Genomic DNA, 23,212 nt, shown 5'->3' on the forward strand with positions numbered 1-23,212 from the left:
CAAATCTTATTGAATGGAGCGACATGTTGTGAAAAAGTGGTTATTAACGAGTGGGATGGCGTTATTGTTACTAATCTTTATTCCGCTCAGTGCCTCAGCCCGAGTTGGCGGCAGTATGGGGGGCAGCGGTGGTTCAACGGGGAGTGGTCATAGCACGACCAGCACGGGAACCTATACGAATGATCGTGATGACTACTACTACGGACATCGAGGTTACGGCTATGGTGGTTATGGCTACGGTACGGGTACCGGACTCAGTATTGTGTTTTTCGGTTTCTTTGGCTTTTTAATCATTCGGCCTGGCTTTAGACGGTGGCGTGAAAGACGCCAAACGGCTCCGACCAACACGATTGAATTACCTAGTGATTTTGAGGCAACCTTTGAACCATTCTTCTATAAGATGGAAGAAGCTTGGACCAAAAATGATCTCACAACCTTACGGACGATGATGACGTCGCATTATTTTGCCAAACAACAACGCATTTTAAGAAAATATGCCCGTAAACATAAAACGGATCAATTAGATGGTTTAGTAATTGTTAATCTAGAACAAGTGTTGACCGATAGTGATCGTCAGATTGAAGTAGTTGTCACGGCTCAGGCGCGTGATTACTTTCATTATGATAATCGCTCCGAAGCCTTTAATCAGCGCGTTTACGAAGCGGCGAATATTGAACGATTTACTGAAGTATGGACATTGTCACAATGCAATGACGGTCAGTTATTATTACACCATATTCGACCAGTTGCTTGATATTAATTGGAAATAGGCTGACGTTTAATGACGTTAGTCTATTTTTGTGACTAAAACTTGTGTTTTTTACCTAAAATCATTATGATGTGTATATACACATCAAAGGAAGTGATGAGATGACACAGCATCATTTTTACCAAACGTGCGCTTATTTTACGGCGGCACGATATATGCGCAGTATCGAGCGGGTGGCGGACGCAACGTTTGCGCCTACGGGCTTGAAGCCAGCCTATAGCTACATCATGATGGCGTTAGAAGATACGCCAACGATGACGATTATGGCCATTTCTGAGCAGCTGGGATATGAACGTTCGACGGTTTCACGTTTAGTGAAGGCCTTGGCTCAACGTGATTTAGTCCAATTAGCAACGGCTGGGCGCGCAACAACGGTTAGTCTGGGTCCGGCTAGCACCGATTTTTTGAAGCTTGCCAATCAATGTTTAACCGCATTCGGTGAACAGACCGATGCTTATTTAGGTGCGGATAAGGCGCCGATGACCGCGTTATTAACAAAAAACAATCAGAAGTTACGACAACAATTATCATAATATTGAGGAGGCCACTTGATGGCAGATAAACGTGCCCCAATTGGGGTTTTTGATTCAGGTGTTGGCGGGATTAGTACGCTACAAACCTTAGCTAAAGTATTACCAAATGAAGATTTTATTTTTTACGGCGATTCAGCCAATGCACCATATGGAGAAAAAGATGCCACAACGGTTTGTCAGCTGGCAACCGATGTGATTGATGAGTTAGCCACGCAGGACGTGAAAGCTGTTGTGATCGCCTGCAATACCGCGACTAGTGCGGCTAAGCCACAACTGACTGCGGCCTATCCGGATATGCCCATTTTAGGGATCGAACCAGCCTTAAAAGAGGCTGTCGATGCTGGTAAGCAACATATTTTAGTGATGGGGACGCCATTGACCCTGAGTTTGCCAAAGTATCGAGCACAGTTAGCAAAATTTGGGCCTAAAACCAACATCTATTCGTTACCATGTCCAGGCCTAGCTGATCGTATTGAATTAGGGTCGGCGGGGTTGCCAAAAATTAAAGCATTATTGGCGGATCTCATGGCACCGATGTTAGAACATCCGATTGATGCGGTCGTTTTAGGCTGCACGCATTACCCATTCATTCAGAACCTGATTACGGCTAAGTTCGAGCAACCAGTGACCGTGTATACGGGGTATGAAGGGATCGCCCGTAATTTAACGGCCCAATTACAAGAACAAGACTTGTTACGGTCGGTCAATAATGATCGTCAAATTCAGTTTATGAGTAGCCGGAATACTGCGACTGAATTGGCCTTATATCGGGATTTGTTTGAACATGGGATTCAAGCATAGGCGTTAGTTGCGAAATGGTAAAAAAGCATCATTTTACTAGGAAAATACGTCTAAAAAGACTATATTATATAATTAGTTTATAGAAGTGGAGTACCGAGTAAGATGGGTAAACAAGTGCAAAAGCGTTTTATCATGGTTTATCATGTCCTGATTACGATCCTTACCTTGTGGTCGGTGGTCAATGTTGTCTTGATGTCCTTTCATTGGGGAGCATGGCACACTGAAAAAGCTATCGCGGATGGGTTATTGTTATTTTTTGCGGTCGATTATTTTGTGCGTCTGGGGACCACTAATGATCGTAAAATGTTTTTAATTCATTCGGCTTTTGACTTGATGGGGATTATTCCGATGCATCCGGTGTTTGCGTTGTTTCGGCTTGGCCGTTTAGCACGGTTAATTCGGTATCATCATTTGTTCTACCGGCTCGGGCTGGATGGCAAATGGTCACATGATTTTCATCGTTTTATTTATAGTACCGGCTTTATTTATCTATTTTCGATTAGTATTGCGATTATTGTCCTCAGTGCGTTATTGTTTTCTGTTTTTGAGCATCAAAGCTTGTCAGATTCATTATGGTGGGCGATTACGACGGCGACCACGGTTGGTTATGGTGATGATACGCCGCATACCGCGGTAGGTAAGGTGATTGCCGTTGGCCTGATGTTCGGTGGGATTGGGTTTATCGGGTTGTTAACCAGTACAATTACCGACTTCTTCACCAATCCAGCAACATCTTCAGCCGATGATGACGATTCAGTGACCGTATCGACGACTGATATGGCCGCGTTATTAACGAAGTTAGATACGCTGACGAAGAAAGTTGACCGGTTGCAAACTGAGGTTAAACGATTAGAAAATAAGCCAAAATCAAAGAAATAGTGTAGGTTAGTTGGATCTAAAATTTAAGTCTTAAAAAACGAGTTAAATAAGCTTAATATACCGATCATGTCGCAAGTTAGCGGGATGATCGGTTTTTGTGTTGGTTAGCTTAACGAATAAGTCGTGCTTACTAGTCAGCTAATGCTAGTCCGTGTATAGTAGGGCGCACCAATATCAAGGAGTGTGATTGGGATGAGGCGTAAAAAATACTGGGGACTGGGTTTCTTGAGTTTAGTCGGACTGTTAATCTGTCTATCACTACCGGCGCGAGCAGGAACTCCACTTATGGATAGCCGCTTTAAATCTCTGCATGAGTCTCAAGCGGTGCGAACGATGAAGGTCAATCTTATGGGTGCGGCCATTATTACCGCTAGTGGCGGGTTAGGGCTGATTTGTTGGTATCGTGCGAAACATTATGAGTGATGGAAAAGCATCTGCTATTCGTAAGCTAGTGAAAGCTAGAGGCCGATAGCAGATGTTTTGTTAGTTTTAAATAATGAAGGTACGCTTATGGACGAAAAAGTGGTTAAACAAAGTGCCCAAAGACAAGTTACTAATAAATGTTGATAACGACTTTTGTTAATTGCAAATTAGAAATAATTAATATATTTTCATGGCTTTTGCATTAAGAGAAAACGTTAGAATAACAATATTTATACGCATTGTAGCTTTATTTGCTTGCTATTAATTATTTTCAGGTGGTTTGCTAGTCTAATTTTCAGTGAATTTTTTTGTAAAACTAATATTTTCGGAAGATTGCTTACAGCTATTATGATCTCATATACTAATACTTGTAATTACATAGAAACAATCAGTTTATTTGAAATTAATAAAATGAAAGTGGGATCAACTTGAACCTGTACCCAGAACAGTTAGTTATAACGATATTTAATGATGATACACTTAACAGATTAATTACGGCATGTGCATATCTACTAATCGTAGTAGTTTTGAGAATAACTACTGAAAAAAGTTTAAAAAAGACAATGGAAAAATTTGTTGAGTACAAAATCTTTGGTCAGGAATTTGTCTCAAAAAAGCTAGAACTGAATGCAATAGAAAAAACCTACCAAAAAGTTAAAACAATCACCATGATTATGTTGCTCTTTATATTTTATGGGGCGTATTTTTTCAGACCGAGTTTTTTTGAGGTGGTCTGGGTGATTTTGAAGATTATGTTCTTAATTTTCTTTATTCTCAATATTCTGTGGTATATGTGGCTATTTATCAAAGCTAAAAAAAAATACGTTTTGTTTAAAGAAAAAAAAGAATTTTCACCAGCACAACGGCAATTGATCGATGTGCTAATTAAACAAATGTGGTTATCCTTTTTTCTCCCATATATTGCCTTCATTCCGATGATGTTACTGTTATTTGAGGTTGAAATTACGTCTTAGTTGCTCCGTTGAGAAATTTGGTGAAGAGCTATGAAAAAAACACGACTGCTAATCGGCGGTCGTGTTTTAGATTCGTCACTATTCAGCTAATTCAAAGTAGTCAGTCAAGTACCGAGCCACGCCATCGTGTGCGTTGTCATAGCTCGTGACATCATCGGCCAACGTTTTAACGGCGGCCGTCCCGTTCGTCATTGCAACGCCTAAACCAGCGTATTGCAACATTTCTAAATCATTATGTTCATCACCAAAGGCAATGATATTCTGTCGACTAATGTGAAAATGTTCGGCCAAATAAGCCATTCCACGCGCTTTGTGAACGCCTTTAGAAGTGATTTCAAGAATGGCATTGGGACCACCCCAAACGCCGATATCGACTAAATCATCGAAGCGGGCCTTAATCCAATCGATGATTGCGGTCCGTCGTTCTGGTTTCACGATCAAAACAAGGGAATTCGGATTACGCGTTAATGTTTTAGCCGATAGTTTAGGGCTGTTTGCTACTTCAGGGAAGAACTGACCGGCAACGAGATCTTCGCCAGCCGTCAGATTACTATTTTTATTCTCAGCAATAATTTGATTAATACCGAGTTGTTCACGTTGATTAACTAGCGCGAGTACTACGGCTTTGTTGAGCGTGAACTGATATTCAGCGGCCCAATCTTGGTGGGGTAAGTGTCCCAATGAACCGTTGAAGTTAATCATCGGACTGTTCAGTTTGAGTTCATCATAAATGGCTTGTGACCCTTGATAGGATCGGCCGGTAATGATGCTCACGATGTGGCCGGCCGCTTGCAGGCGCTGCATCGTTTGAATCGTGGCTGGATTTAGTCGGGATGTTTCATTAAGGGTCGTGCCGTCTAAGTCCAAAGCAATTAATTTTCGTTCCATGACAAAAGTCACCTCGTTGACAAGATAGTTAATCATTCCAATTTAGCATATTTTTGCGTAAAAGGCGAATCATTGCCTGCCGAAAGCAGGGCGAAGTATGGTAATCTATGTAAGGAAGAATTGACGAGGAGGACCTTTAACTTGAAGTTACCAGCAGCATTTATCACAAAATATCAACAATTACTAGGCGATGAAGCCGATGCGTTTTTTGCCGCCTTTGATGAACCGGTTGAAAAAGGGTTTCGAGTGAACCCCAATAAAGCCGTGACCCCAGCGATGCAAGCGAAGATGACGGACCCAATTGCCTATAGCAAGATCGGTTATTACGGCAAGGTTAACGGTAACGCCTTAGAACATTTAGCGGGCGCTGTTTATAGCCAAGAACCAAGTGCGATGACCGTTGGTGAAGTGGCACGACCAGCCTTGAATGAACGGGTCTTGGATTTATGTGCCGCTCCTGGCGGTAAAACGACCCATTTACTCAGCTATTTACAACAAACTGGGTTACTAGTCACCAATGAAATCAACCCTAAACGGGTGACTGCTTTGGGCGATAATGTCGAACGTTATGGCGCTCGTAACGCCGTGATTACGAACGAATCGCCTGCGCACTTAGCCAAAGCCTTTCCAGGATTCTTTGATCGCATCTTAGTGGACGCGCCCTGTTCTGGTGAAGGCATGTTTCGTAAAGATCCCGATGCCATGCAATACTGGAGTACCGATTATCCCGCCGAATGTGCCACTCGGCAACGTGAAATTTTAACGGAAACTGTTAAAATGTTACGTCCCGGCGGCCATTTAATCTACTCGACATGTACGTTTGCGCCCGAAGAAGACGAACAAATGATGGCATGGTTGTTAGCAACTTATCCAGAGTTTGAACTCGAACCAATCGAAAAAGTCGCCGGTATGGTTGATGCCAAGCCAGAATGGGCTGATGGCAATCCGGAACTTAAAAAGGCTGCGCGGCTATTCCCACATTTGATGCGCGGCGAAGGGCACTTTATTGCCAAGCTTGTCTATCATGGGACGACGAAGCCGAAGAATTTACGGACGGTACGAGATGAGTTAAAACCAGATCAACGTAAGCTATGGGCACAAGCGCAAAAACAATTGCGGTTACCAAACTTCAATGATTTAGCGTTACAAGTACATGGTGATCAGTTGTATGGGGTACCCGAATTAATGCCGATGACGCGCAAGCTGAAGGTTTTCCGATCTGGTATTCATCTTGGGACTTTTAAGAAAAAACGGTTTGAACCAAGTTATGCCTTAGCGTTAGCTAGTGATGATCTTGATTTACCGAAGTTAGCGATAACCCATGACCAGTGGGCAACTTATGTGCATGGTGAAACCTTTGACCTAGATGCCGCAGTGGCAACTAATGGGTTTATGGTCTTAACATGCGACAACTTACCAGTTGGTTTTGGTAAAGCGGTTGGCCGCACAGTGAAGAACTTCTTCCCGAAGGGTTTACGTTTCTTAGCCACCGATGACAAAACGGTTCTTTAATCTAGGTCATGAAAATTGGGCTAGCTATCTGACAACCAATGGGTGTGTTAACGCGCTGGATCATTGGTTGCTGTTTTAATGATCCAACGGTGATTACCGCGGCATATGAATCAGTAACATCAAAAATCCGGTCTTGACGTTTAATCGTCAAGACCGGATTTTTGTATTGTACAAATTTTAATTTATACTTTGCTTGTAAGCCACAAGCTCGGGCGACAAGATTAATTTATCTGATAATTGTTTGAGTTCACTAACTTGAGTGGCCCCAACTAAGGCCATTAATAGTTTGAATTGGTCTAGCCAGGATTTTAGCATCGTAATGACATCTTCATCAGGTTGATGAAGAACGGCATGCAAGACCACCCCGGCCATGCCAACCGCATCGGCACCGAGCATTAACGCCTTGATGGCATCTAATGGCGTGCGAATGCCACCAGTGGCGAAAATGGTTAAATCGTCTGGATGTGATTGCACTGCTAAAAGAGATTCCACAGTCGATAACCCGAAATCATGCAGATAACTCATCTCACGTTGCGGACGACGACGGTTTTCAATATCAACGAAATTAGTGCCACCGTGACCGCCTAGATCTAAGTAGCGGACACCCGCTTGATAGAGTTGAGTCATCGTCGGTTGGGAGATGCCAAAACCGACTTCTTTGACGATAATTGGCACGGGGAGTTCGGTCACTAGTTGTTTGATGTTTGCTAACCACCGGAAGTCACGATCACCTTCGGGCATGACGATTTCTTGAACCACATTTAAGTGCAATTCTAAGGCATCGGCGTGTAGCATTTTAATGGCAGTTTTAGCAGCGCTAAGCGGATGGCCAGCCCCTAGGTTACCAAAGACTAGGCCGTCTGGATTGTTGTCGCGCACGACACTGAAAGTATTGGCAAGCTCTGGATATTTTAAGGCCACGCTTTGCGAGCCAGTTGCCATGGGTAGGTGAACGGCTGCTGCAATTTTAGCCAGTCGCGCATTAATCTTACCCGTTTGATCGGAGCCGCCAGTCATCGCTTCAATATAGAGTGGGGAAGTCCATTGCCATTTCCCAATTTGAGTCGTCGTGGTGATGTCGGCAACGTTGGTTTCAGGTAGCGCGTCGTGACGAATTCGCACTTGATCAAAAGCGTTTGGCTGTGCGGCATGGTAGTATTTTTCGGCGAGTGAAACATGCTCGTCTTTACGATGAGAATGTTGATTTTGTGGCATAAGGCCACCTCCAATAAGTCTGATGAAAACCCGGCCGGCCACAAGGGTCAGCCGGGTTTATATTGCGTCATTAAACATGTGAGACGGGTTCATCCAGGACGGTATGAACGTTTAAGTTTAAGCGTTCAATGCCTTCTTGCGCCCATTGATGGAGCATCTGGGTGGTATCGATAGCTTGATCGATTAAGACGATTCCACAATCACCACCACCGGCACCCGAGGTTTTAGCTGCAGCCCCGGCAGTTTCCGCAATGGCAATCATTTTCTTCAAGATGGGGGTCTCAATCGTGACATGACTGAAATCACCTAAAACTTGTAATAAGTGTCGATTTTGGCGAAGCTCGGTTTGAATTGCCGCTAGGTCACCAGTATGGAAGCCATGAACCATCCGTTTCAGACAAGCTTTACTGTCTTGTAAGAAGGTCTGGTATTCGCCACGTTGCTTGGCTTTAACTAAGGAAACTTTATCAACTAAGTGTGACGTCGAAGCCGGCGACCCCGTCCAACCAATCATCAACCGTAGTTCAGCCGGTGGTGTTAACAGGTCGACTTTTAGATCCGGCCAAGGCATGGCTAATAGTGCGGTTAGCGTCTGCGTTTGTCGTTGTTCAGCTAGCCATTGTCGGTCAAAAGAATGATAGGCCAACCAACCACCGTAAACACTAGCCGCAATATCACCTAATGAGCCGTTACCTTGAACGGACAAGTGTGCGATCGCGGCTAACTTGAATAGCTGACTTTTAGTCATTGGTAAGTGGTAGAACTGACAGAGTGCTTTAACCGTTGCGACCGTCACAGCGGCTGAGGAGCCCAAACCGTACTTTTTGCCATCGGCACTATCGAGCTCACTATTGATACTCAAATGGTAAACGCCTAGCTCACGACCAGCTTCACGGGCATAGGTTTCCGTCAAGCTAATGGCCGCTAAGATATAGTGAAATGGATTGTCGCGATTGTCAAAGACCATCGCATCACCTTGGCGTCGCCAAAAAATTGAGTTTTCTTGATATTGTTTAGAAACGATACTGCCAAACGTATCGCTAGGTGAAATGGTCGCCGTCACGAATTGATCGAGCGCAACGATAATCGCTGGAAATCCACTTTCAACCACGGCGTATTCGCCAGCAATGTAAAGCTTTCCAGGTGCTTTCACCGTAATCATGCCATCAGGTCCTTTCGGAATTGACCTAACGCAATCGTTACGGTCAATTCACTTTAAAATTAAGCTTCTGTTATAGTAATTCCCGGGCCTGGCTTAGCAACGATTAGTTGGTCAGCTGCAAAATACGGTTTAAACGCGGCCATAATGGCGGCCGTATCTGTGCTGGCACAAATAATCTTCACGTTAGGTCCTGCATCCAAAGTATAATAACAGTTTATCCCATTAGCACGCAAGTCTTGTACCACTTTGATGGCGGTTAAGGTGTCGGGGGTAAAGTAGTTAAAAGCGGGGTCCGCACTAAGATTTAACGCGTGCATGCGCATCGCGTTGGTTTCAGCAATTCGACCTACCGCATTTAAATCTTTTTTAAGAATCGCCTTACGCATGCGAGCTAAATCACGGTGGGCGGTTTTTACCCAAGCTGAATAATAAGGTGACGTTGCCACCACACGCGCCATTCCGGCCGTTGAACTGATTGGTTTTTTAGTAGCCTGTAAAACAACCGCAATCATCTGGATATCCCAGTCGATTGGATCTTGTAAGGGTTCGGCATATGAACTGGCGTCGTCATGACCGGCATGCCATTCGACAAAGCCACCGAAAACCGAGCGGGTGGCGGAACCAGAGCCGCGCCGAGCTAAACGACTGAGCTCAGTTGGACTCAAGTTTAAACCAGCCGCACGACTCCCAGCCGCGGCCAAGGCCGCAAAGCCAGAAGCTGATGAAGCTAAGCCCGCTGAAGTGGGGACGTGATTAGCCGTTTTGACGATTGCTGGGGCGGTTTGGCCACTTTGTCGGCGAATTAAATCTAAAAATTTAGTCATTCGGGTGGCTTTGCCAGCCGGAATCAAATGATCGTCAAAATAAATTTGATCGTTTTTTAATTTTGGATCAAAGGCCACGCTGGTTTGGGTATAAAAGTGATCCAGTGTTAATGAAATACTGCCGTTTTGCGGCAACATTAGCCGGGCATCTTTTTTACCCCAGTATTTAACGAGCGCAATGTTAGTGTGCGCTTTAGCAATAACAGTTTTTACCATGTCATAATCCTCCAACTAAGCTTCGACCGCGAAAGGTTCGACCCAAGTGGCCGTAGCTCCAGCGGCGGATAATTTTTGTGATAAGGTGTTTGCAATTTCGGCTTCTGGAGCGATGGCGATCATACAACCACCTTGGCCGCTACCAGTTAACTTCGCAGCTAACGCGCCGTTTTGGCGAGCAACTGCCAATAGCTGTTCTAGCGCTGGGTGACTGACGCCTAATGACCGGAGATCATCTTGAGCCCCGTTTAATGCGCTGACTAATCCAGTTAGGTCATCATTGGCTAAGGCGTCACGCGTTTGGCGGGTTAAGACACCTAAATGATCGATCCGTTGTTGAATCGTGGCACCCTCAACCATTAATAAGTTACGTACCGTGGTCACGGCCACTTTGGTTTGACTCTTAATCCCTGTGTCGGCAATGACCAAATAGCCGTGTAAGTTAACTGGAATCGGGTAGTTCTCGCGGCCCTTAATAAACCAAACGGGTGACTTAGCACTAGCGGTCGCAACGTCTAAACCACTAGGCTGTCCATGCGTGTAACTTTCAGCGACGTTTGCAGTTTTGAGTAATGTTTGATGCGATAAAGGCTGTTCGAAGAAATCATAAAAGGCCCGTGTGACCGCTACTGCCGCGGCGGCTGATGAGCCCATACCTCGTTCGGACGGAATATCGCTTGTAATATGAATATCAAAGCCTTGATCAGGTGCTTCAAAGCGAGCTAACAAGGTTTTAATTAAGCTTTGAATGCCCCCGAGGTTGGCACTCATTGTGTGGAAATCACCATTAAAGTAACGACTTTTAACGGTTTGAGCCGTATCACGTTGGTGAATGACGGCTTGCATTTGAATCGTCGAAATTGGGAGGGCAATGGCAGGTTGTCCGTAGACGACACCATGTTCTCCAATCAAAATAATTTTGGCATGACTAGTGCCGGTAGCTAGATTTTTCAATCGTGTCGCTGCCTTTCTAAATGAATTAATTAATAGAACCATGATACCGTATCGCGGGCGACATTTCCATGTTTCGCGGGTGTTCACCCAAAATCAGTCATTAATAATGATCGTTTTTAGTTATTTCTTAATTAATCGTCAGCAGAATGTTTCCGCAATAGCTATGCTATAATTTAAGCTAAAGATTGTCTTGAGCAAGGTGATCATCACTGTTTGTTCGGCATAATATGCTATGATAAAAATTAATCTAACCTTTTTGATTTGGGGAAATGACCATGAAACCAAACACGACCTATGCCGTCGTTGATATTGAAACGACTGGTACTAGTGTTAAGGATGGCGATCGCATCATCCAGATTGGCTGTGCGTTCGTCAAAAACAATAAAATAATTAATACATTTGCCACGGATGTTAATCCGTTAACGACCGTACCACCGATGATTGAAAATCTGACGGGGATTAGTAATGCGCGTGTTCGCAAAGCCCCACCGTTTGATGATTTAGCGGGGACGATTTACAGCTTACTGCAAGGCACTGTTTTTGTGGCGCATAATGTCAACTTTGATTTGCCATTTATTAATGCGGAGCTACAACGCGTGGGTTATCCAGAATTACCAATTCAAGCCGTTGACACAGTCGCGTTAAGTCAAATTCTATTGCCGACTGCGCCCGGTTTTCGATTACGTGATTTAAGTCAACTTTTAAATATTGACCATAATCATCCACATGCGGCTGATAGTGATGCGGTTGCCACGGCTCATTTGTTTATCTTTTTACAACAACGATTGGCCCAACTACCGCTAATCACGTTGCAACAAATGGTTCGCTTGACACCAGAATTACCACGGGACACGGCGGAGTTGTTCGACTATGCCTTACAGCAAGGCAAACAACATCCAACATCATTACCGAAGGATTTAGTCGTCTGCAATGGCTTGGCTTTGCGTAAAAAACGGTTGCCACAGCAAGCAGAAGGGCGTGCCCCAATGCGCTATCCGTTAACTAAGGCCCAGAAGACCCATTTGTTCGGTGACGATTTAACGTATCGCCCGCAACAAGCGCGGATGATGAATCAAATTTATCGCCACTATACTAAGGCCGAGGGGCAAACGTCACCATTGATGATTGAAGCGCCGACTGGGACTGGGAAAACTTTAGGTTATTTACTACCATTGGCCTATTTGGCTCAACCTGATCGACAAGTGGTGATTAGCACGGCCACGACGGTTTTACAAACGCAATTATTAGAACAGGGCGTGCAGTTGCTCAATACGCTGTTGCCACATCCGGTTACGGCTGTCGTGATTAAAGGTAATCAACATTATGTTGATTTACAACGGTTTGCCCGTGGTTTAGCGTTGCATGAGCATTCAAAACAAACGCAGTTGTTAAAATTACGCGTCTTGGTCTGGTTGACGATGACCACGACAGGTGATTTAGATGAGTTACATTTGACGACTTATCAGGCGCCGTATTTTAGTGAAATTGCGCATCATGGCGTCGCTTCGTTAAAAGCGGATGATCCATTCTTTAAAGAAGACTTTTTACGTTTTCGAGATCAATTGATTGCACAGGCAACTTTTTTGATTACCAATCACGCTTACTTGATGCAACATGTGGCGCAATTAGGAAGTCGGCAACAACAACCGTTATTGGTATTGGATGAAGCCCAACATTTACCAGAAGGCGTCTTGCGCGAGTCCCGGCAAACCTTTGACTTCAACTTTTACATGGCCGCTTGCCATAGCTTGGTGAGTCGGATTGACCAAGAACATAGTTTGAATTTACGGGCGTTATTTGCTGAACAACCACAATCAGACTATCGGCTACAATTATTGACGAATTCGTTAAATGATACGGATTTGCATTTACAACAATTGCAAGCCGCCTTGGCTCGGACCTTCGTGCCACAGCAAAAGGGTAACAATCAGCCAGCTGAATATGCGATTACGACGGAAGCAGCAACTGAATTTTTTGCGGAAAATAATACCTTGATCCGGCAATTACAGACCGCCATTGAAAACTGCTTCTTACAATTCCAACAATTAAATGAACAATATCAACACGATCAACCAGAAGTTTTACCAACGGAACAACATGTTTTGGATGGTTTTTATCATCGTTTACAAGAGTTGCGGCAAGGCTACGATTTATTACGAGCATGGCTAATGCCCGCTACTCGGCAACAACGGGTCTTTTGGATTAATCTTAATCAATGGCACGATCGTGGGAGTTTAACCTTTTCAGGGAGTCTTATTGACACACGCGGGTACTTTAAAGCGCAACTTTATCCATATTTCACGGCCCCATTATTTACAGGCGCAACGCTATTTGCCACCGGTAAGTCACAGTATGTGTATGCGGAATTAGATTTAGATCAAAAAAAGACGGAGCGGCATCAGTTGTCTTCGCCATTCGATCTAGAAAAGCAGGCGCGATTAATGGTTGCCACCGATGCTAAAAGTGCTGAACAGCCAAGTGGTAAGCAGCGAGTTGCTTATTTGACGAAAGCCATTAGTGATATCGTGCAAGCAGCGCCTAAACAAACGCTGGTCTTGTTTAATTCATTAAACATGATTGAAGCGGTCTTTTATAGCTTGCATCAAACGGCATTATCGGCAAACCGAGAATTGTTAGCACAAGGTGTTAACGGGAGTCGGGAAAAATTACTCCGGCGCTTTATGCAAGGTGATAATGCGATTCTGTTAGGGGCGGCTAGTTTTTGGGAAGGTATCGATTTACCGCAAGAACAGCTAGAACTGCTGATTATCACGCAGTTGCCATTTGAATCACCAGACCAAACAACGACCAAGGCCCGTTATCAACAATTGCGACAAGCGGACTTGAATCCGTTTTACAATGAAGCCTTACCTAAAGCCGCGTTGAAATTACGACAAGGGATTGGCCGCTTGATTCGAACGGATCAAGATCGTGGAGCCGCAGTGATTTTAGATGATCGGTTGATGACTAAGCGGTATGGGCAAACGATTTTAAAGGCGTTGCCAAAAACGATGCCACCGATGAGTGGGACTGTTGATCAAATTACCGATGAACTTCAAAGTTTTTTCAAAACTGACTGAGAAAGCGTTCCGTGAGCAGCGGAATTTGCTATAATTAAGCTATCTGTTTTTTGAAAGGATCAGGAGAGTATATGAGAGTTCAACGGAGACGTCGCCCCGAACGATTAGTGATGATTTTGTTACTTGTTGTTTTGGCAATTATTATCGCCGTTTACGGGACGTTATGGGTTGCGCAGCGACCAATGCACCAAGCACAAAAGACGGCGTACAGTTTGGCCGTTAGTAAAGGTAAACTGAAAACTACGACGGCGTTCAGTCAATATAACGGGACGCAAAGTTATTACGTGGTCACAGGGACGAATAAAAAGAGTACCCCTGTGTACGCGATTATTAATACCAACAAACATCACCAAACGACGGTCGTTAAAAAATCGGCCGGGATCACACGGACTAAGGCTTTACAAAAGGTTTGGTCAAAACGTAATCCTAGCAAGGTGATCAAAGCCACGTTGGGTAAGTATAATGGCAAAGTGGTTTGGGAGATTACGTATCTGAACAAGAAAAAGGCGTTGTGCTACGAAGTGCTACAATATTCTAATGGTAGTCAATTAAAATCTATTATTAATATATAATCGTAAAGGAGCCTGATCCAAAGATGGAATTATCACATAAAGTGATGCAGATTCAACCGTCAGCAACTTTAAAAATTAGTGCGCAAGCCAAACAAATGCTTGCTGATGGGGTCGATGTCATTAATTTAGGCATCGGTGAACCAGATTTTCAAACGCCAGCTAACATTAAACAAGCCGCGATTGAAAGCATTAATAATGGTCAGGCCAGTTTTTATACGCCCGCAACCGGGTTACCGGCTTTAAAACAAGCGATTAGTGATCGGATTGAAGCAGATCATCACTATCACTTTGATCCAAGTCAGATTGTGGTCACGAATGGCGCCAAGTTGGCATTATTCACCTTGTTCCAAGTGGTGATTAATCCTGGCGATGAAGTCTTATTGCCAGTGCCATATTGGGTCAGTTATTCTGAACAAGTCAAGCTTGCTAGTGGGATACCAGTTGAAGTTGGGACGGATCGACAGTTACGGTTTACCGTTGCGGATCTGGAAGCGCAACGGACTGCAAAAACTAAAGCTTTAGTTTTGAATTCGCCACAAAATCCATCTGGATTAGTCTTTAGTCGCGCTGAATTAACGGCGATTTTAGATTGGGCCACGCAGCATGATATTTTGGTGATTGCGGATGAAATTTATGAAAAATTATTATATAACGGCAATCAGTTTACCTCTGTGTTAGAATTAGGAGCGGCTTACATGGACCACGTGGTATTAATCAACGGGGTTTCTAAAGCTTATTCGATGACTGGGTGGCGGATTGGTTATGCGGCTGGCCCGAAAGCCATTATGGCTAAAATGGGCGTCGTGCTTGGACATGCGTCAAGCAATCCAGCAGCGGTGTCGCAATATGCAGCCATTGAAGCCTTTAGTGGGGATCAATCGTCAGTGGAAACGATGCGGCAAGGTTTTGAACAGCGGCTCAATGAACTTTATCCGTTGATTGAAAGTTTACCTGGGTTTAAACTACCAGCTGGGAAACCAGCCGGGGCCTTTTATTTGTTCCCAGATATCACCGAAGCGCTTCGTTTAACGGGGTATACCGATGCACCGGCCTTTTGTACAGCAGTGCTTAGTGAAGCACACGTCGGCTTAGTGCCAGGGGAAGCATTCGGATTGCCGGGACATTTACGGTTGAGCTACGCAACCGATTTGGCGTCATTACGTCAAGCTTATCAACGCATTCATGAATTTATGAATAAAAAAATTGCTGAACAGGCAAAGTAATTGGAGGAATTGAGTTAATGGTGCAACAAATCAACATTATGCAAGCTAAAGACCATGTTGACGAAAAAGTTAAAATTGGTGTTTGGCTCACAAATAAGCGCTCTAGTGGTAAAATCGCGTTCTTACAATTACGTGATGGGACGGCCTTTTTCCAAGGGGTCGTGGTTAAGAGCCAAGTAACTCCTGAAGTTTTTGACTTAGCTAAAGAAGTTAAGCAAGAATCAAGTATGTGGATTACTGGGGTTATTCATGAAGACAGTCGGTCGAAATTCGGTTATGAAATCGAAGTTGAAGACTTAGAAGTTGTCGGTGAAAGTGAAGACTACCCAATTACACCTAAGGAACATGGGGTTGACTTCTTAATGGATCATCGTCACTTATGGTTACGTTCAACGCGGCCATGGGCAGTGATGAATATCCGTAATGAAGTGATCCGGGCGACTTATGAATTCTTTAATCAAGAAGGCTTCATCAAGATGGATTCACCTATCTTAACTGGGAGTGCCCCAGAAGGTACCACTGAATTATTCCATACCGAATACTTCGATCGTGATGCTTATTTATCACAAAGTGGGCAATTATATGCTGAAGCGGGTGCCTTAGCTTACGGTAAGGTCTTTACCTTTGGGCCAACTTTCCGAGCTGAAAAATCAAAGACACGTCGTCATTTGATTGAATTCTGGATGATTGAACCTGAAATGGCGTTCATGCATCAAGAACAAAGTTTGGAAGTTCAAGAACGTTATATCGCATTCTTAGTTCAAAATGTGATCGATCATTGTAAATATGCCTTAGATATTTTAGATCGTGACGTTGAAACGTTGAAGAAGTACACGAAGTTACCTTATCCACGGATTAGTTACGATGAAGCCATTGAGTTATTAAAGGCCAATGACTTTGACGTGGAATGGGGTGTCGACTTTGGTTCACCAGAAGAAACCTTCTTGGCTGATCACTTCGACCAACCTGTCTTTGTCTTAAACTATCCAAAGGCCATCAAACCATTCTACATGAAGCCACATCCAACACGTGATGATGTGGTCATCTGTGCCGACTTATTGGCACCAGAAGGTTATGGTGAAATCATTGGTGGTTCTGAACGGTCAGTTGACTATGACTACTTATTAGACCAAATCAAGAAGGCCGGCTTAGATCCTAAAGACTATGCTTGGTACTTAGATTTGCGTAAATATGGTAGTGTGCCTCATTCTGGTTTCGGTCTTGGCCTCGAACGCTTCTTAACGTGGATTACGTCAGAAGATCACGTTCGGGAGACTATTCCGTTCCCACGTTTGTTAAACCGCATTTACCCATAACGTCAACGTTAAATAAACGGGCTGTTAGGTTACGTCATGTAATCGACAGCCCGTTTTAGTTACAGGAGGTTGTTTTTTTATGGATCAGTTAGCACAGGCTTTAATTAATGAGGGGCAAACGGCCATTCCAAATGTGCTGTTGTTGCATTATCGCGAAATTGGGATGACTAACGATGAATTAATGGTTTATTTACAATTTAAACGGTTATTGGATCAAGGCAGTCAGTTTCCAGATGCGAATTTAGTGGCGCAAAGTTTAGGTGAAGACACCAATACAGTCTTTCAACGGCTACATGAAATGTTGGCCAAAAAATTATTGACGATTGAGTCAGTAACTGCGGCTGATCAAAAAATTCATGACCGTTATAATTTTACTGGTATTTACGATAAATTAGCTGTAGCGCTGGCGAAACCAGCCCCAGCGACTGCTAATACCACTGGTACGGGTAATGCTCGGCAACAAGTTTTTCGCAATATTGAGCAAGAGTTTGGTCGGGGACTATCCTCATTTGAAATGGAATTTATTAGTAAATGGTTTGATGAGGATCATTATCCAGCGGAAATTATTGATTTGGCCTTGCGTGAATCTGTCTTGAGCCAAGTTTATAATTTGAAATATATGGATCGGATCTTGTTAAACTGGCATAAGCGTAATTTGACCACGGCGGCACAGATTGAAGCTGATCGGCAAAGTGGATTGGAAAAACGATTAAATCAGGCACCTAAAACTCGCCAAACAGGTGATAATGCGGGACCAAAGATTCCGTTGTTTAAATTGGGTGAAGATCAACAATAAATGACTACGAATAACCCCCAAACCAGATGTCTTCTGATTTGGGGGTTATTTCGTGTTTAACGGCTTTTAGACTGTCGGAGGATCCAATAAGGCGAATAGCCCTAAGTCGAGACTGAGCAGTAGCCAGATTGCACAGGTGAAGCCAATCAAAAGTTGTTGCAACCAAGGTGACACGATAAATAGATTAATGACAGTACCGAAATTCCAACCGATGATTAACCAAGTTAGAATTTGACGAATGGTTGGTAGATACAGATGAAATTGTTGTTCAAGTAGCTGTGTGGTTGGAAGTGTCGTTAAGATTAACCACAATAATGGACCAGTAATGCTAGTTAATAGGGCGATAAACAGTCGATCAGTCGACTGAAAAGCGACAATTTGACCTAAAAGATTATAATGGATTGGCAAAGCTGGGCGAAGAAAACGATGCAGGGCTAGTACTAAACTGAATTGTCCGATAGTAATCAACACAAAGAGCCACCACCTAGGTTGTTTCAAGATAATCATCACCTTTAAATTAATTGTTGTGCCTAGTTTAGGCTGTTTGAGCTGGTGGTGACTATCAAGATGTTGTATTGAATGTGTAAATAGTTCAACTTTAATAAAAAAATCGACCAGTTAAGTTTATGAACTTAACTGGTCGATTTGATTAAATCAGACTATTGTCCTTGTTGATTGTTATTACTTTCAGCTGCACTGGAAGAACTGGCAGCTTGTGAACTTGAAGAACTAGCTGCGGAGCTAGAGCTGGCTTCAGAGCTTGAACTGGCAGCTTCAGAACTAGAACTAGCTGAACTAGAAGAACTGGCAGCTGCGGAACTAGAGCTAGCTGAGCTGGAAGAACTAGCCGTTTGTGAGCTAGAACTGCTACTAGTTGTCGTTGTCCCATTGTTCGTCGTGGTGCTAGAAGAACTGCTAGTTCCAGAAGACGCTTCTGAACTTGAGAAGAGGTGACCAACGACATAGAGTTCGGTGATATTATTCTTCTTAACCGTTCCAACTGTGCTTGGTCTTACCCAATCAGAGTTTGGTGAGTATTGTTGCAAGTAACTCATCATTTCACGGTAGATATCTTGTGCAATCTTGGATGTTGTAGGGGTAATGTACTGCGCTTTAGTATCATAACCAGTCCAGACGGAAACTGAATAATTTTTCGTGTAGCCAGCCATCCAGGAATCACGATCAGCATTTGATGGCTTATTGTCACTAGCAGGGAAACCATCGGTACCAGTTTTACCAGCTTGATAAACGCCACTGATTCTTGCGGTTGTCCCTGTCCCGGAAGCACTACTGATAACGTCTTTAAGCATATCGGTGATCATGTAAGCAGTAGATTTTTTCATCACACGTTTACCAGCGCTACTGTAAGTGGTGGTTTGGTTATCTTGAGTGACAATTTTGTTAATATAATAAGGCTTATGGTAAGTCCCACCGTTAGCAAAGGCTGCGTAGGCACCAGCAACTTGTAAGGAGGAGACATTGGCCCCAATCGCATTGGCATAATAAACCTTTTTAAGGTTCATACCGAGATTATTAGCAAAAGTCTTGGCTCTAGTTCGACCAACAGCTTCTAAAGTCTTAACTGCTGGAATGTTCCGTGATTGAATTAAGGCTGAACGCATCGTCATATTACCCAATGTATTATTGTCAAAGTCATTGACTGCGGTACTAGTGCCAGGATAATTGTACTTGGTATCCGAAACGGTCTTATAAGTTGGCCAGTTGAGATATTCAATGGCTGGTCCGTAGTCCAAAATTGGCTTCATAGTTGAGGCGTTGGATCTATCAGTTTGAACTGCCCGGTTTAAGCCATAAGTGACATTAGTATGCTTTCGACCACCAATCATGGCCGAAATTTTACCTGTATACGAGTCAACGACTGAAACACCCAATTGGAAGTTGTTATCTGGATAAGTGACATACTTCGAGGTATTAGCAATCGCGTATAACCGCTTCTGAGCGTTCATGTTTAAGTTGGTATAAACTTTTAAGCCGTCTTTGTAAGGATCGTAACCCTTAGACTTAATATCTGCGAGAACTTCGGTCAAATAGGAATCAATTACTTTATTTTTATTTGCTTTAGTTACAACATTACTATGACTCTTGGCCAAGCCGGTTTTAACACTAACAGCTTCGGCGTCTTTTTCTTGTTGTTTCGTAATCACTTTATTATCATACATTGCCTGTAACACCGTGTTACGCCGGCTGGTTGCATATGATGGGTAAGTGTAAGGATTATAGTAAGTTGGTGATTGAGGCATCCCAGCTAGTAAGGCCAATTGACTTAAATTCAACTTGCTGAGTGACTTACCGTAATAATATTCTGCCGCGGTACCCATCCCGTAAATCCCATTTCCCATGTAGACTTTGTTAATGTAGAATTCGAGAATTTGTGACTTGCTAAAATGTTTTTCAACGTTTAGTGCTAGCCATGCTTCTTGGGCTTTGACTTTAAGATTCCGATCCGAAGTGCTGGTTGAGAAGGCCGCTAATTTAACGAGCTGCATTGTTAACGTACTCCCACCTTGCATCCCTAGGGAACTGCCTTTTAAGTTACCTAAGGCGGCCCCGATGATCCGATAATAATCGACCCCTTTATGTTGGTAAAAACGTTTGTCTTCAATAGAAACAACCGCATTTTTCAACGTAGTAGGGATATTATCCGATTTGACGTATTCACGAGTCGCAGTCCCGAGATTAGCGATTAATGTCCCATTTGAATCGTAAACCTTGGTTGAGTTTTCACTCTTCAAACTGCTTTCGGTAACCGTTGGGGAGCTTTGCGCATAATAGAAAAATAATCCCACACCGGCTAAAACGCCAACGACAAAGAGGGCGACCAACGTTAAAATAATGCGTCGGAACCAGTGCTTTTTGGGTGGCTTGGGTGGTTGATTACGATTCCGCGATACGCGTGACTCTTGCTTATTGTTACTTGCCATGATGTTCTCCTTTAGTGACTTGATGATGGCGCATCCATAATCAAATCAACCGCATCCAAATAAGGAATAAGTGGATTGATATGGTAATGAATCTCAGTAGCTAATTGTTCAACATCCGCCAGCGGAATTGATTTACGGCCGCCAGTTGCTTGACGATCCCAATAGCTGTTAAGATCCGTGGCCCTTAATAGAAATAACCGTTCTAAGACTGCAAACCGAATGATGACAAAACAAATCCCACCTTGTTGCAGGCATTGCCGCATATGTTCGATTTGATGTTCATGAAAATTTTTGAGCGGGAAAGCCGTCTTACTTTTGGTTTCCTTGGCCTCAAAATCAAGATATTTACCACGATAGACACCGTTGTAATCGGTCGTTGAAGCATGTTGAAAATACGCTTCTCGAATGACGGCGGCACTCCGACTAGGATAGTCAACTTTAACAATCTGAATCGGCGTTGGCTTTTTATGAATAACTGCGATACCATTTTCTAGATAGTAAGTATTGCTCGCGTTGAGCTCTTCTTCCAAGCTCATCCCCCGATCGCCAAAATTAACATTGGCGAATTTAGAGCGGGTGGCTTTAGCTGCGGAAGGTTGGCGATAAGCTTTGCCGTTTGGATAACGAATCGTCACATTATCTACCTCCTAATAATGTCATATTTTACCATTAACTGAGCGGATGTGAAATATCTGTGATGTTTTACGGACTTTAAATTAAAGAAAGGGGCGAATTTCATGAGTCGTTTATGGATGAGTGGCTACCGGAGTTACGAGCTAAATGTGTTTAGTGACCAAGATGAAAAGTTAAAAGTGATTAAATATGCATTGACTGAATATCTAACCACACAAATTGAAGATGGTGTTGACTGGCTGATTACGGGCGGTCAACTGGGCGTTGAACAGTGGGTAGCTGAAGTGGGGCTTGAGTTAAAGCAAACTTATCCAGAATTACAAGTCGCGGTCATGTTGCCATATGGTGAATTTGGTGGTCGTTGGAACGAAAATAATCAAGCCAAATTACAAACGTTATTGGCTAAAGTTGATTTTCATGCGGCAGTTAGTAAGCAAGCTTACGAAAACCCACAACAATTAAAAAATTATCAAGAATTCATGTTAACCCATACAGATGCGGCCGCATTGGTGTATGATCCTGATAATCCCGGGAAACCTGCCTACGATTATGATTTAATTCGCCAATTTAGTACTGATCATCCTTATCCATTGACGCTGATTGACTTTGATTGGTTACAAGAAAGTGCGAATGAGTATGCAGAAAAACAGAATAATGGTTTTAATTTTGAATAAAGTCTGCTACAATGTTTTAAGTAATGCGGATACTGTTATGGTGTCGCGCGAATAACAATGAGGTGTTTTTAAGTATGGCTAAACGTAATTTTACTCCCAAAGACATCCTGCAAAAAGAATTTAAACCAAAGATGCGGGGCTATGATCCAGCTGACGTGGATGGGTTCTTAGATAATGTCATTAAGGACTATGAGTCATTTAATAAAGATAACCAACAACTTTCAGATGAAAATGAACGGTTACGTGCCAAAGTTGACGAACTTACTAAGCAAGTCGCTGTCGGTGCAACCAATCCAACTTCACAACCGACAAGTACGGTGACGAATATGGATATTCTGAAACGTTTATCTAACTTGGAACGTCATGTTTTTGGCGCCCAATTAGATAATAATCAAAACGAATCACATCGGCTTTAAGCTAAGTGATTCAGTGTAAATCCTGGGTAATCGCGGTCGGCTTATGTCGATTGAGGAAGGTCCATGCCCGCACAAGCTGCGATGCTTGTAGTGTTCGTGCTCGGCTATAAACCGGGGGATCGGTGCTTGCACCGATTACGGCGACAAAAACGGCTAAGGCGTAAGCTATGCCCGAGTATGTCTGAAAAGTGCCACAGTGACGATAGCTAGTTGGAAACGACTAGTTTGGAACGCGGTAAACCCCACGAGCGGGAAACCCAAACTTATGGTAGGGGAGCCTCACACACTGGAATTGAACAAAGTGTGAGGGGAGATTTTATAATCTTGAGATAGATGATTACCGCCATATTGACTGACGTCTGTGCTTCAATATGGTACAAAACGTGGCCTACAGGGATTTACATGTTGAC

22 protein-coding genes and 1 other RNA gene are annotated in these 23,212 nt (G+C 43.4%); 15 read left to right on the top strand and 8 right to left on the bottom strand.

All coding sequences use genetic code 11. From position 1 onward, the window contains the following. Positions 1-28: 28 nt before the first annotated feature. The 6 genes from FFM84_RS01495 to FFM84_RS01520 all read left to right on the top strand — a co-directional run bounded on the left by FFM84_RS01495 (position 29) and on the right by FFM84_RS01520 (position 4,379). Positions 29-754, top strand: a complete 726-nt coding sequence (locus FFM84_RS01495) for a Tim44 domain-containing protein (protein WP_130843761.1) — start codon at positions 29-31, stop codon at positions 752-754. A 116-nt stretch (positions 755-870) separates the two neighbouring features. After that, complete coding sequence (locus tag FFM84_RS01500; protein ID WP_130843760.1) at positions 871-1,302, top strand: MarR family winged helix-turn-helix transcriptional regulator; 432 nt, start codon at positions 871-873, stop codon at positions 1,300-1,302. 18 nt (positions 1,303-1,320) lie between these two features. Further along, positions 1,321-2,103, top strand: coding sequence for a glutamate racemase (gene murI, locus FFM84_RS01505; protein WP_130843759.1), 783 nt, complete (start codon positions 1,321-1,323; stop codon positions 2,101-2,103). A gap of 102 nt (positions 2,104-2,205) precedes the next feature. Continuing rightward, positions 2,206-2,982 carry a potassium channel family protein gene (locus FFM84_RS01510; RefSeq protein WP_130843758.1) on the top strand — a complete coding sequence of 259 codons (777 nt, stop codon included), beginning with the start codon at positions 2,206-2,208 and terminating at the stop codon, positions 2,980-2,982. Between the two features lie 192 nt (positions 2,983-3,174). Further along, positions 3,175-3,405: a hypothetical protein gene (locus FFM84_RS01515; RefSeq protein WP_130843757.1), complete on the top strand. Its 231-nt coding sequence runs from the start codon at positions 3,175-3,177 to the stop codon at positions 3,403-3,405. A 737-nt stretch (positions 3,406-4,142) separates the two neighbouring features. Further along, entirely contained in the window at positions 4,143-4,379 is a 237-nt protein-coding gene (locus FFM84_RS01520; protein WP_130847364.1) for a hypothetical protein, read from the top strand. A 78-nt stretch (positions 4,380-4,457) separates the two neighbouring features. On the opposite strand, the gene FFM84_RS01525 is transcribed toward FFM84_RS01520, so the two are convergent. Continuing rightward, positions 4,458-5,267: a Cof-type HAD-IIB family hydrolase gene (locus FFM84_RS01525; RefSeq protein WP_130843755.1), complete on the bottom strand. Its 810-nt coding sequence runs from the start codon at positions 5,265-5,267 to the stop codon at positions 4,458-4,460. Between the two features lie 141 nt (positions 5,268-5,408). Between FFM84_RS01525 and FFM84_RS01530 the strand changes: the two genes are divergently transcribed. Then, a complete protein-coding gene (locus FFM84_RS01530; RefSeq protein WP_130843754.1) occupies positions 5,409-6,779 on the top strand; it encodes an RsmB/NOP family class I SAM-dependent RNA methyltransferase in 1,371 nt (456 codons plus the stop codon). 177 nt (positions 6,780-6,956) lie between these two features. Here the strand turns inward: FFM84_RS01530 and fni are convergent, their stop codons facing one another. The 4 genes from fni to mvk form a co-directional block, all read right to left on the bottom strand. Beyond that, on the bottom strand, positions 6,957-7,994 hold the full coding sequence (gene fni, locus FFM84_RS01535) for a type 2 isopentenyl-diphosphate Delta-isomerase (RefSeq protein ID WP_130843753.1): 1,038 nt from the start codon (positions 7,992-7,994) through the stop codon (positions 6,957-6,959). A gap of 70 nt (positions 7,995-8,064) precedes the next feature. Further along, on the bottom strand, positions 8,065-9,156 hold the full coding sequence (locus FFM84_RS01540; RefSeq protein ID WP_130843752.1) for a phosphomevalonate kinase: 1,092 nt from the start codon (positions 9,154-9,156) through the stop codon (positions 8,065-8,067). A gap of 59 nt (positions 9,157-9,215) precedes the next feature. Further along, positions 9,216-10,196, bottom strand: coding sequence for a diphosphomevalonate decarboxylase (gene mvaD, locus FFM84_RS01545; protein ID WP_130843751.1), 981 nt, complete (start codon positions 10,194-10,196; stop codon positions 9,216-9,218). 15 nt (positions 10,197-10,211) lie between these two features. After that, entirely contained in the window at positions 10,212-11,150 is a 939-nt protein-coding gene (gene mvk / locus FFM84_RS01550; RefSeq protein ID WP_130843750.1) for a mevalonate kinase, read from the bottom strand. A 275-nt stretch (positions 11,151-11,425) separates the two neighbouring features. Here mvk and FFM84_RS01555 point away from each other — a divergent pair, with 275 nt between their 5' ends. The 5 genes from FFM84_RS01555 to FFM84_RS01575 all read left to right on the top strand — a co-directional run bounded on the left by FFM84_RS01555 (position 11,426) and on the right by FFM84_RS01575 (position 18,137). Beyond that, positions 11,426-14,230: a helicase C-terminal domain-containing protein gene (locus tag FFM84_RS01555; RefSeq protein ID WP_130843749.1), complete on the top strand. Its 2,805-nt coding sequence runs from the start codon at positions 11,426-11,428 to the stop codon at positions 14,228-14,230. Positions 14,231-14,301: 71 nt separating this feature from the next. After that, a complete protein-coding gene (locus FFM84_RS01560) occupies positions 14,302-14,802 on the top strand; it encodes a cell wall elongation regulator TseB-like domain-containing protein (RefSeq protein WP_130843748.1) in 501 nt (166 codons plus the stop codon). A gap of 23 nt (positions 14,803-14,825) precedes the next feature. Beyond that, positions 14,826-16,025, top strand: coding sequence for a pyridoxal phosphate-dependent aminotransferase (locus tag FFM84_RS01565; RefSeq protein ID WP_130843747.1), 1,200 nt, complete (start codon positions 14,826-14,828; stop codon positions 16,023-16,025). A 17-nt stretch (positions 16,026-16,042) separates the two neighbouring features. After that, a complete protein-coding gene (asnS, locus tag FFM84_RS01570) occupies positions 16,043-17,341 on the top strand; it encodes an asparagine--tRNA ligase (RefSeq protein ID WP_130843746.1) in 1,299 nt (432 codons plus the stop codon). Positions 17,342-17,420: 79 nt separating this feature from the next. Continuing rightward, positions 17,421-18,137 carry a DnaD domain-containing protein gene (locus FFM84_RS01575; RefSeq protein WP_130843745.1) on the top strand — a complete coding sequence of 239 codons (717 nt, stop codon included), beginning with the start codon at positions 17,421-17,423 and terminating at the stop codon, positions 18,135-18,137. Positions 18,138-18,203: 66 nt separating this feature from the next. Here FFM84_RS01575 and FFM84_RS01580 read toward each other — a convergent pair whose 3' ends face one another. From FFM84_RS01580 to recU, 3 genes are all read right to left on the bottom strand, one after another. Then, the gene (locus FFM84_RS01580) at positions 18,204-18,608 is read right to left on the bottom strand and encodes a hypothetical protein (protein ID WP_130843744.1); all 405 of its coding nucleotides are present in this window, start codon (positions 18,606-18,608) and stop codon (positions 18,204-18,206) included. 188 nt (positions 18,609-18,796) lie between these two features. Further along, positions 18,797-21,079, bottom strand: coding sequence for a transglycosylase domain-containing protein (locus FFM84_RS01585; RefSeq protein WP_130843743.1), 2,283 nt, complete (start codon positions 21,077-21,079; stop codon positions 18,797-18,799). Positions 21,080-21,090: 11 nt separating this feature from the next. After that, positions 21,091-21,714 carry a Holliday junction resolvase RecU gene (gene recU / locus FFM84_RS01590; RefSeq protein ID WP_130843742.1) on the bottom strand — a complete coding sequence of 208 codons (624 nt, stop codon included), beginning with the start codon at positions 21,712-21,714 and terminating at the stop codon, positions 21,091-21,093. A gap of 102 nt (positions 21,715-21,816) precedes the next feature. On the opposite strand from recU, the gene FFM84_RS01595 reads away from it, so the two are divergent. The 3 genes from FFM84_RS01595 (at position 21,817) to rnpB (ending at position 23,198) form a co-directional block, all read left to right on the top strand. Beyond that, a complete protein-coding gene (locus FFM84_RS01595; RefSeq protein ID WP_130843741.1) occupies positions 21,817-22,386 on the top strand; it encodes an SLOG family protein in 570 nt (189 codons plus the stop codon). Positions 22,387-22,460: 74 nt separating this feature from the next. After that, entirely contained in the window at positions 22,461-22,802 is a 342-nt protein-coding gene (gpsB, locus tag FFM84_RS01600; protein ID WP_130843740.1) for a cell division regulator GpsB, read from the top strand. Positions 22,803-22,820: 18 nt separating this feature from the next. Then, an RNA gene (rnpB, locus tag FFM84_RS01605) (RNase P RNA component class B) lies at positions 22,821-23,198 on the top strand. Positions 23,199-23,212 lie beyond the last annotated feature (14 nt).

Source organism: Lactiplantibacillus mudanjiangensis (genome assembly GCF_005405385.1).
GTDB lineage: Bacteria > Bacillota > Bacilli > Lactobacillales > Lactobacillaceae > Lactiplantibacillus > Lactiplantibacillus mudanjiangensis.